We start from the raw sequence: 9,991 nt of genomic DNA on the forward strand, positions 1-9,991 counted from the left end.
CATCAATGCAGAGACAAAAGCCATTGGCCCGCCTCGGCTATCGCGCAAACCTCGATATTCTCGGCGAGCTTGTAGGTCTCTTCTCCAGGATAGATAACGATCCGGCGCACCGGATCGAGATCGGCGCAGGCGTGGTGGAAGCCCCGCTCAACCTTGGGCGAAAGACTGCGCTTGATCTCGAAGGCCCAAAGGCCATGCCCCGGAATGGTGAGGAGAAGATCGATCTCGGCGCCAGCCGATGTTCTGTAGAAATGCGCCTGCGTTCCCTCGGGGGCCGCCGATATCAGCGTCTCGATTGCAAAACCCTCCCAGCTTGCGCCGGCGACGGGATGTCCCAGCACGTCTTCGCGGGTGGCGAGACCCAGCAATGTGTGGACGATGCCGCTATCGCGCACATAGACGCGAGGCGATTTGACGAGGCGCTTGCCGCTATTGCTGTGCCAGGGCTCAAGCCTACGGACGAGAAGCAGGTCGACCAGAAGATCAAGATAGGAGGCGATGGTCTTGGAATCGACGCCAAGACTGCGCCCCAGTTCCGAGGCATTCAACAGGCCCGATTGATGGTGGGCGAGCATCGTCCAGAAACGCCTCAGCGTTTCGGCAGGAATACGCGGACCCAGCATGGGAATGTCACGTTCGAGATAGGTTCGGACGAAGTCCTGCCTCCAACGCCGGCTCGCGGCATCGCTGGTGGCGAGATAGCTGTCGGGAAAGCCGCCGCGTATCCAAAGCCGATCAACATCCCCGTCGCCCACCTCCAGGGCGTCGAGCGGACGCATTTCGAGATAGGCGATGCGCCCAGCGAGACTTTCGCCCGATTGGGCCAGCAAATCGATCGAAGCCGAGCCCAGCAGCAAAAATCGGCCCGTCCGCAATCCCTTCCGACGACCCCGATCGATAAGGCCCCGCAAAAGCTGGAACAGGTCCGGCAGCCGATGAACCTCATCGAGTATGACCAGCTTGCCTTCATGGTTTTCGAGATAGAGTTCGGGATCCGTAAGCTTTGCTCGATCCCGATCCGATTCAAGATCGAGGTAGATGGATGGGCGCTCATCGGCCATCTCATGCGCGAGCGTCGTCTTGCCGACCTGACGTGGCCCGAGCAAGGCGACCGCAGGGCTTTCGTCCAGTCGGGCGACAAGTTCGCTTTTGGTACGACGTTCAATCATCCTTGCATATTTGGATCAATGTTCCGAATTTGCAAGGTTAAATGTCTAGAGATTTTGCAAACTATGCCAAAGGGCACGCATATGGCGGGTGGGCCCTTTCCTTTCTCCTCAAGACAAGGAAGCCGCCATGCCCCATCTCAAATATAGCGCAACCCTAACTGTTCTGGCTCTGCTTGCAACTTGCGGAACAGCTATGCCTGCCCACGCCCAGAGCTGGGCCGAACATTGGTTCGACAATGTGACCTATACCAGCCCCGGCAGCTTCGAGGACCAGACCCGCGGCTATGTGACGGCGGGCGGCATGTCCGGCCGGATCGATGTGCATAGCGATTATCTCATGTCGCTCACCATGCCCAAGGTAAAGGCGGGCTGCGGCGGCATCGACATGTTTCTGGGCGGCATGTCCTTCCTCGACCCGGACTATCTCGTCCAGAAGCTCGAGAGCATCCTCCAGGCCGCACCGGCGGTGGCATTTCAATATCTGCTCGAAACCCTGGACGAGAAGATGGGGAACATCATTTCGAAGATGGAGGCGGCCACCAATTTCCTCAATTCCATCCAGGTCAACGACTGCCGCCTCGCCAACCGCATGGTCCAGATCGCCAAAGGTGACGACAATATGTCGGGCATCATCGAGGAGATGACCGGCTACAAGTCGGTGAAGGAAGGCTACGCCAAAAGCTATCAGCAGAGCCGCGAGAAGATCCAGGCGAACGGCAACAGCCCCACCGAGGATCTGAAGGACGCGCTCGCCAACTGTCCGGCGGAAGTGACCGACATCTTCCGCACCGGATCGCTGCTCGCCCATGCCGCCTCGCGCGTCGGCGCGTCGGACTGGGCGGGCGCGATGCGCGCCCGAGTGGGCGACGTCTATATGCGCTGGGATGCGACCGACAAGGTGCCGCTCTTTGCCGCGATCCCCGCCTGCGCGACGCAGGATACCGAATCCTCCGATGATTTCCTCAGCGGCCGGGTGATGCGCCGCGCGCTCGCCATGCCGCCGACCGCCGCCGACTGCACGCAGGATGGCGGCAGGGGCGCGCTCGCGCTCACCCGCGAGCGCATGACCGCCATCGCCGAGAAGATCCGCATGCGCGCGACGCTGTCAGCCGAGGAGCGGCAGTTCGTCGCCAATGTCCGCACCCTGCCAGTCTACCGCATGCTCGAATGGGGCGTGCGCCAGGATGTCGTCGACTCGGTGATCGGCGACACAGACGAGCTGGTTGCGCTGACCCTTGCCTATCAGATGCTGAACGACCTTTCGCGCAGCATTGATTTTGCCCTCTCCAATGCCGAGCGCGGCACCAATGCCGCGGGCGCCAGCGACGGGACCAGCGCCAATATCTGCCAGACCCGCATCCTGACCAAGGGCATCGAGCAACTGCGGGACCTGCGCGAAGAGGTGCTGCGCCAGCGCGCGCAGATGCGCCAATCCTATCTGGCCGCTCTCTCCCAGGCCAATCTCTCTACCGGCTATGCGGGACTCATCCGCCAGCGCGACCGCGACGCGCGAGATGCAGCCGGCGCGGCCGCCAGCCGCAACCGCTGAGTGGGGGACGATCGATGCAACGCCTTGCCCGCACCCTAGCCAGCCTGACGGCGATGTCATTCGCTTCCCCCGCCCTCGCGCTGGAGACGAGTTTCCATACCTATGACGGTTTTGCCGAGACCGTGGATGCCTTCCGCCTCGTCTCGATGATCTTCGCCGATCCGCGCTATGAGACGCTGGTGCTGATCGTCGCGGTGGTGGGGCTTGCGCTGGGCGCCGTGCTCGCCATGATCCGCGGCACCGGCATGGGTCTCGTCGCCTTCGGGCTCCAGATGCTTGTCGGAATCGGCCTTTTCGTCGGCCTGGTCGCGACGACGGGCACGGTCCATGTCTATGACCGGGTGCGCAATGCCTATCAGCCGGTCGGCGACGTCCCCAATCTCATCGTCCTGGTGGCGGGCGTCACCAACATGATGGAGCGGGCGCTCGCCGAGACGATCGACGACAATACGCTCGATCCCCACGCCAAGCTGGAGTTCGGCGCGGGCGGCCATGCCTTCGACCTGTTCCTGTATGCGGTGAGCCCGCGCGGTCCCATGACCGACGCCTTTCTCGATGCGACGATCAAGGATTATGTTCGCCAATGCTATCCGGTGGCCCGCGTCTCGCCCGCTTACGGGATCGACGACGACCAGTTGTTCCGCACCAGCATCAACCTCCCTGCCTCGTTCGCGGCGATGGCGGGGCCGGCAACGTTCAGCACGGTCTTCACCGCTGCCGACAAGGGCGGGACGACGGTCAGCTGCAACGAGGCCTGGGAGCATATCGCGGACCGGCTGTCCGATCCGGCGGTGTTCGAAGGCTATTCGGCGCAGGTCTGCCAGCGCACCGGCTATGACATCGACAAGCCCGATCAGCTCGCCCGTTGCCGCAGCAATCTCTCCGAGATGGGCGACATGATGCTGGGCACGCCGCTCACCGCCCAGACCTTCCTCACCGATGTGCTGCTGGGAACCAGCGTCGGCGATGTGTTGTTCGAGGACAGTCCGGCGACGGCATCGCGGGTGATGGCCAACCGGGCCGTGGTCGCGGGCGGCTTGGCCACCATGTCGACCGCCAATGAATGGATGCCGACGATCCGCGCGACCGTCTTCGGAATCATGCTGTTCATGATGCCGATCGCTCTCCTGTTCATCCTCACCCCATCAACCTTCGGGTCGCGAGCTTCGCGCTGGGGTTGTTCGTGTTCGTGGCGCTCTGGGGCGTCATCGATGCGGGCATCTATCAGCTCACGCTGGGTCGGGCGATGGCGGTGCTGGCCGAGATGCGCTCCAATCATCTGGGGGCCAATGCCTGGATGCTGGCTCCTTCTTCCGCCATGAAGGCGCTGGCGATCTTTGGGAGCTTCCGCACGGCGGCGGCGGGCTTGGCCGGCGCATTCGTGTTCACCGTCTTCCGCTTCTCCGGTAATGTCTTCTCCTCCTTCACCGGCGGATCTCTGGGCGTCCAGGCGCAGGGATCGGCTGCTGCCGCCGGGGTATCGACATCGGAAGGGCTGGCGTCGGCACTGGAAGCGCAAGCATCGGCCATGGGCACGGGCGCGCGCCGTGGTGCCGCGGCGACCTTCGGGGATTTTGGCGAGCGATCAAGCTTCGGCCCCAATCGGAGTTTCGGTGCCGCGGGCCCGGTCATGGCATCCCATGGCACTGGCGCGCCTGGCGGCGCGGCTATGGGGATTGGCGCGCTCGATGCCGCCCGCGAAATGGGCGGCCTTGCGCCCGCGCTTCATGGACGGGATCTGGGTGACCCGGCAACGGTCAGCGCGGTTCGCGCGGCAGCGGCTACCGGCGCCATCCACAATTTTGCGGAGAAGGATGCGCTGCGGACCCTCGGCACCCGCTATTTTGGCGCGGGCGAGGCGGGTGAGAAGGCGTTTGGCGCCTTCACCCAGGGACTGGTCCAGTGGCGGGCCTTCGGCGACACCCGCGCCTATGGCATGATGATGCAGGCGGCCACCCGGCATTTTGAACGCGCCGGTTATGGAACCCAGGATGCCGAACTCAAGGCAAGCGGTGTCGTGGCCGAGGCCAGCTCAGATCCGACGTTCGCCAAGCTGATCGCCAATAGCTTCGCCCAGGAGGCTATGCTGCGCAATGACCTGACGGCGGCACAGGTGCAGGTCGGTGCGATGGAGGGGCGCCGCGACTATGCGGGAGACAGGGTCGCACGAGTGGAGCGCGGCAATGTCGCGACCGAACAGGCCCATCGGACGGGCGGCAATGAAGGCCAGCGCAACGCTGCTGCCATGCTGGGCCTGCCCCTTGACGAGATGAGCCGCCGCATCGCCTTCATCAACGCCCTCTCCGGCGAAGCGCGCTCGTCTGCCATCACGCAGCTCTCCCGCGCCACTGGCCGCAATGAGGCGCAGGTCGCCAGGGCGCTCGAGACCTACCGGGCCGCCACTGAGTTGGGCACCGCAGACGGGGCGACCGCCGAGGCGGCGCGTGAGGGTACGAGCGTGTATGGCCGGACCAGGGAGGCTGCCGGTTATGACTTTGTCGAGCGATCAGGCAGGCTCGATGCGCAGCGCGAGATCGGGCATGACGGCACCCGCAGCGCCGCCCGGATCGGCGAGCAACGCCGGCAGTCGGAGAGTTTTGGTTTTGCGCAAGGTGCCGAGGCGGCCGACATGTCGACGCGCGAAGCCGCACGTCTCGACAGCTTCATCCGGACGCTTGCCGACGCCAGCGGTAACCAGCTCGATATGGCGGAAGGCGGTGCCGACGGCATTGCCGACCGCGCCCGCAACGCCCGGATGACCAGCATCGTCGAACGCGAGCGCCTGTCTCGAATGCAGGGGCTGCTGCGCGCCAACGGCATCGAGATGAGCAAGCGTCAGATCGCCATGGACCAGAATGGCGATTTCAGCCTCAACCTGACGCCCGCGACCGCGGCGCAGATGTGGAAGGCGGGCCTGCTCAACGAGAGCCAGCTTGGCGCGGTTGCCAATGGCGGCCATGCCCGGTTCAGTCTTGCCCATAACGATCTGCTGGTATCGAGCAGCGCCGGGTTCGAGAAATCCGCCCGCAACGACACCAGCACGCGGTTCGAGGCAGGCAAGCAGGCTGGTCCCGACACGATCGAGCATTTCATGGGTGGCGGCGCCGACGGCCGGGCCGGCATGGCGAACTGGCTCAAGGGCGGGTTCGAGATGGATCGCAAGGGCAATTGGCGCCTGAAGCCGCAGGTCGCGGACACGCTACAGCGGGATGTGCAATCGATAATTTCGCAAACGGGATGGGAGCGAACCATATCGCGCGCTGCGCAAGATCAGGCTGCATTTGGCACATCTGTTCAAGCAGATATTGGTGGAGGTTCATCAAAGGGAGGCAGGAAAAGCTCAGGATCGCGATCTTCGTTCGGCCAACTTGGTGGGACGTTCAGCGCATCGTCGCAAGAGAACGGATCCACAACCGAAGCCGCAGCGGCACAGCTGAATGTTGTCAACTTCGACGTTCGGCAGGCAATTGCCAATTCGGAGCGAGCCGCTGCAAATTCCAATGATCCTGCTGCCGTGTTCGCAGACCGTCTGGCGACTGAAATTACAGGACAGCATGGTTTGAGGAACCGTTACTTAGGAGAGGCTGACAGTGCACGAGGAACCGCCGACCTGACCTCGCCTTTGACATCTTGGGAGCAATCATCGTTGCTCAGCACTGGTCGCTTCTCGAACGACCTAGCCAACGGTCCGTTCGACGGCGACCCGAGCTTCAAGAAACGCGATTGATATTGCTAGGATGGCGCGGATTTAGAGGATTTCCGATCCAAAACGTTCCAGACCGGGAGTCCAAAGGATCAAATTGCCATGGCATACCCGATGGGCCGTATCTCTTGCGATCCAGGCAATCTTCTCGATCAGTTTCATCCTTCGCTTGGTCTGCCAACGAAGCCATTTTTTGGCGCAGGAAACCAAACGAGAGAACGAAGGCGACCATCGGCGGGAAGAACAAGACGTTCAGATATCCACCGGCAGCCGAATGATAAACTTCAGCTAGAGCATCAATCTGGAGGGATGCGAGCATGCCTAGCCAATAGGCCGGCACCCCGCTCCACCATAGCTTCGCATACCACGGCCGCCCCAGCCAATCCCGCAGCCGAGTGGGCGCTTGTCGTTGACGTTGAGAATTTTCCATCATGCTCAAACTCATCACCGCTCATGATTTGAAATCTATCCATCTCTTCCAGGTCTTCGATAGGGGCACTGCCTTGCTTCTCGCCATCAGCCTGACCCAATTTCAGAACAGAAAACCCACGTTCAATATCAACCTCTTAACTCCTCCTCTTTGGACGCCCCTGCTCGAAATCCTCAAATCATTGTTTCACGGCATTACTGGACAAAGCTGCAGCATATAGTTTCCGTGGGACATATTGATCCATTTCTGCACTCTCGTCATACTGTTCCCGCGGGCAGATCAACACTTGGAGTTGGTTTGCATATGGACGAGAAGAACGAGCAGTTCCTGCGACTGAGAGCCGTGATCGCGAAGACGGGCAAGCCCAAGGCTTCCATTTATCGCGACATCCACCTTGGAACATTCCCGGCGCCTGAAAAGATCGGCGCCAGAGCGGTTGCCTGGCGCCTGTCGAGGATCCTACGCTGGATGCAGGCACCGAGCGCCTACCAGGACGACTGAAACCACTCCAGCGCCCCGACATTGGGCTTTGCCGGCGTCGCCTTCTCAATGGCGATCGCCGCTGAAGCCTGTTCGGCCTTGTCGAGATAGTCGGCCCACCATTCGAGCATCTGCCTACGGTGGGACAGATAGCGTGCGGCGTTGTAGACGGCGCGAACACCGCCGGGTACATGCGCCAGCTGCAGCTCGATCCAATCCGCCTTGAATAGGCCGGTTTCATTCAGCACGGTGCTGGCGATCGAACGGAACCCATGCACCGTCGCCTTGTCGCCAACCCCTAGCCGTTGGAGCAAGACCAGCATGCGGTTCGAACTGATCGTGTCCCCCTGATTGCCGATTACCGGGAACAAATATTGGCCGAACCGCTCATTGCCATATTGGCCGTAGACGTTGAGTTCCTTGATCTCCCGAAGCAGGGCTACCGCCTGCGGCGGCAGGGGAACCAGATGCTCGACGCGCATTTTCATTCGCTCCGCCGGAATCCGCCAGAGCGGCTCGGGACCTCCCAGGCCCTCAAACTCACTCCATTGCGCATGCCGGGCTTCGGTGGTCCGGACCATCGTCAAAATCGTCCAGCGTAAAGCAAGGTGGCTCAACCGAGAGCCTGTGTCCGCGTTGAGGGCCGCATAGAAGCGCGGCAATTCCTTGATGGGTATTTTCGATCGATGCGTGACCTTCGCGCGCTTGCGCATGACCGTGCCAAGATCACGACAAGGATCCGTCAGCACCCGGCCGTCTGGAATGCCGAACCGGAAGATTTCGCTGCAATAGGCCCGCACCCTGTGCGCCATCTCGATGGCGCCGCGATCCTCGATGGTCTTAAGCGCATCGAGCATGTCGCGGGGCAGGATTGATCGCACGGACAACTTTCCGATGGTCGGATAGATATCTGCTTCAAGGCGACGCTCGATCACGCCGGCATAGCGGTCAGACCATCCCGGTCGCTTGGCGATCATCCATTCCTGGGCGAGTTGGCGGAACGTCGTCCGCTCAGCCTGATCCTCATGCTTTTTCCGCCGCTTGATGTCCGCAGGGTCCTTTCCGGCAGAGAGAACTGCTTTCATTTCCTCGCGCCAGACCCGGGCGCGATCAATGCTCATCACCGGATAGTCACCGCCAGTGATGCTCTTTTGCTTGTGCGCAAAACGATAGGAGAGCCGCCATTCACGTCGGCCGCCCGGCAGGACGCAAATATTGAGACCGCCACCATCGGCTTTCTTGATGGGGCGGGCGGCAGGCAAAATGGACTGGATGATAGTATCGGTCAGCACGGATCAGTCTCCTGAACGCCGTGCGCGAGACTTGAATCCTAACTTTGCACCAACAAATTTACCAACAAAATCTCATGGTAACCACCTGGGCGGTTATGATCCCGTCGGAGACCATGTTACATGAGATAACTGCCTGAAAACAGGCTATTTTTTTACGACCGTTTGGGACTTTGTTGGTCTTTTTGGACCTGATATTGGTTGCGGGAGCAGGATTTGAACCTGCGACCTTCAGGTTATGAGCCTGACGAGCTACCGGGCTGCTCCATCCCGCGTCACCGATATTATGCTTTGAGGGGTCGGTTGTGACCGGTTTTCCCTTGAAGCGCAAAAGGGCGGCTTTATGGGCCGCCCTTTTTTTGAGATGTGGATGGGTTTTGTTGTTTCAAAGCGCAAGCTTCAATGCCTGGCGACGCCCTACTCTTCCGGGGCTTGAGCCACAGTACCATCGGCGCAGACTGGTTTCACGGCCGAGTTCGGGATGGGATCGGGTGGGTCACAGACGCTATGGTCACCAAGCAATGAAGCTTGCGCTTTGGGTTGTTAATCGATGCCGTGCACGCATGTTTGTTATGTATCTGGCTTGAGGTGATCACCACGTTCGATGACTGACGCTGTATCCAGCACTGTCATTGATGGTGGGACTCTCAGGCGCGATCAGAGCAATTAGGACCGGTTAGCTCCATATGTTACCACACTTCTACATCCGGCCTATCAAGGTCGTGGTCTACGACCGCTCGAAGAAATCTTATCTTGAGGGAGGCTTCCCGCTTAGATGCTTTCAGCGGTTATCCCGTCCATACATAGCTACCCTGCTGCGCCCTTGGCAGGACGACAGGTACACCAGAGGTATGTTCAACCCGGTCCTCTCGTACTAGGGTCAACTCCTCTCAAATTTCGACGCCCACGGCAGATAGGGACCAAACTGTCTCGCGACGTTCTGAACCCAGCTCACGTACCACTTTAATTGGCGAACAGCCAAACCCTTGGGACCTGCTCCAGCCCCAGGATGTGATGAGCCGACATCGAGGTGCCAAACGATTCCGTCGATATGAGCTCTTGGGAATCATCAGCCTGTTATCCCCGGCGTACCTTTTATCCGTTGAGCGATGGCCCTTCCACGAGGGACCACCGGATCACTATGACCGACTTTCGTCTCTGCTCGACTTGTCAGTCTCGCAGTCAGGCGGGCTTATGCCATTGCACTCTAACAGACGGTTTCCAACCGTCCTGAGCCCACCATCGCGCGCCTCCGTTACTCTTTAGGAGGCGACCGCCCCAGTCAAACTACCCGCCACAGAGGGTCCCTGCACCGGATAACGGTGCGAGGTTAGACATCAGAAAACAACAGGGTGGTATTTCACCTATGGC

General features: G+C 60.7%; 5 protein-coding genes, 1 tRNA gene, 2 rRNA genes and 1 pseudogene (1 of these 9 running past the window's edge). 3 read left to right on the forward strand and 6 right to left on the reverse strand.

Annotation, left to right across the window (positions count from 1 at the left end):
* Nucleotides 1-2: 2 nt before the first annotated feature.
* Nucleotides 3-1,169, reverse strand: a complete 1,167-nt coding sequence (locus B6S01_RS18260) for an ATP-binding protein (protein ID WP_037469247.1) — start codon at nucleotides 1,167-1,169, stop codon at nucleotides 3-5.
* Nucleotides 1,170-1,362: 193 nt separating this feature from the next.
* Here B6S01_RS18260 and B6S01_RS18265 point away from each other — a divergent pair, with 193 nt between their 5' ends.
* Together B6S01_RS18265 and B6S01_RS18270 are read left to right on the forward strand one after the other, a co-directional pair.
* Nucleotides 1,363-2,718 (forward strand): conjugal transfer protein TraH, encoded by a 1,356-nt coding sequence (locus tag B6S01_RS18265; protein WP_231568095.1) that lies wholly within the window; start codon nucleotides 1,363-1,365, stop codon nucleotides 2,716-2,718.
* Nucleotides 2,719-2,732: 14 nt separating this feature from the next.
* Nucleotides 2,733-6,445: pseudogene (locus B6S01_RS18270) on the forward strand (conjugal transfer protein TraG N-terminal domain-containing protein).
* Here the strand turns inward: B6S01_RS18270 and B6S01_RS18275 are convergent.
* The gene (locus tag B6S01_RS18275) at nucleotides 6,429-6,866 is read right to left on the reverse strand and encodes a hypothetical protein (RefSeq protein WP_081570546.1); all 438 of its coding nucleotides are present in this window, start codon (nucleotides 6,864-6,866) and stop codon (nucleotides 6,429-6,431) included. The pseudogene B6S01_RS18270 and the gene B6S01_RS18275 sit on opposite strands and share 17 nt — an antisense overlap.
* 288 nt (nucleotides 6,867-7,154) lie before the next feature.
* On the opposite strand from B6S01_RS18275, the gene B6S01_RS18280 reads away from it, so the two are divergent.
* On the forward strand, nucleotides 7,155-7,352 hold the full coding sequence (locus tag B6S01_RS18280) for a helix-turn-helix transcriptional regulator (protein ID WP_037469254.1): 198 nt from the start codon (nucleotides 7,155-7,157) through the stop codon (nucleotides 7,350-7,352).
* Here B6S01_RS18280 and B6S01_RS18285 read toward each other — a convergent pair.
* From B6S01_RS18285 to B6S01_RS18300, 4 genes are all read right to left on the reverse strand, one after another.
* Entirely contained in the window at nucleotides 7,337-8,623 is a 1,287-nt protein-coding gene (locus B6S01_RS18285) for a tyrosine-type recombinase/integrase (protein ID WP_037469256.1), read from the reverse strand. The two genes, B6S01_RS18280 and B6S01_RS18285, sit on opposite strands and share 16 nt — an antisense overlap.
* Nucleotides 8,624-8,818: 195 nt before the next feature.
* Nucleotides 8,819-8,895: transfer RNA gene (locus B6S01_RS18290), tRNA-Met, on the reverse strand.
* Nucleotides 8,896-9,024: 129 nt separating this feature from the next.
* Nucleotides 9,025-9,139, reverse strand: a 5S ribosomal RNA gene (rrf, locus tag B6S01_RS18295).
* Between the two features lie 127 nt (nucleotides 9,140-9,266).
* Nucleotides 9,267-9,991 (reverse strand): 23S ribosomal RNA (locus tag B6S01_RS18300); it runs 2,069 nt beyond the window's last position.

Source organism: Sphingobium herbicidovorans, assembly GCF_002080435.1.
GTDB classification, from domain to species: Bacteria; Pseudomonadota; Alphaproteobacteria; order Sphingomonadales; family Sphingomonadaceae; genus Sphingobium; species Sphingobium herbicidovorans.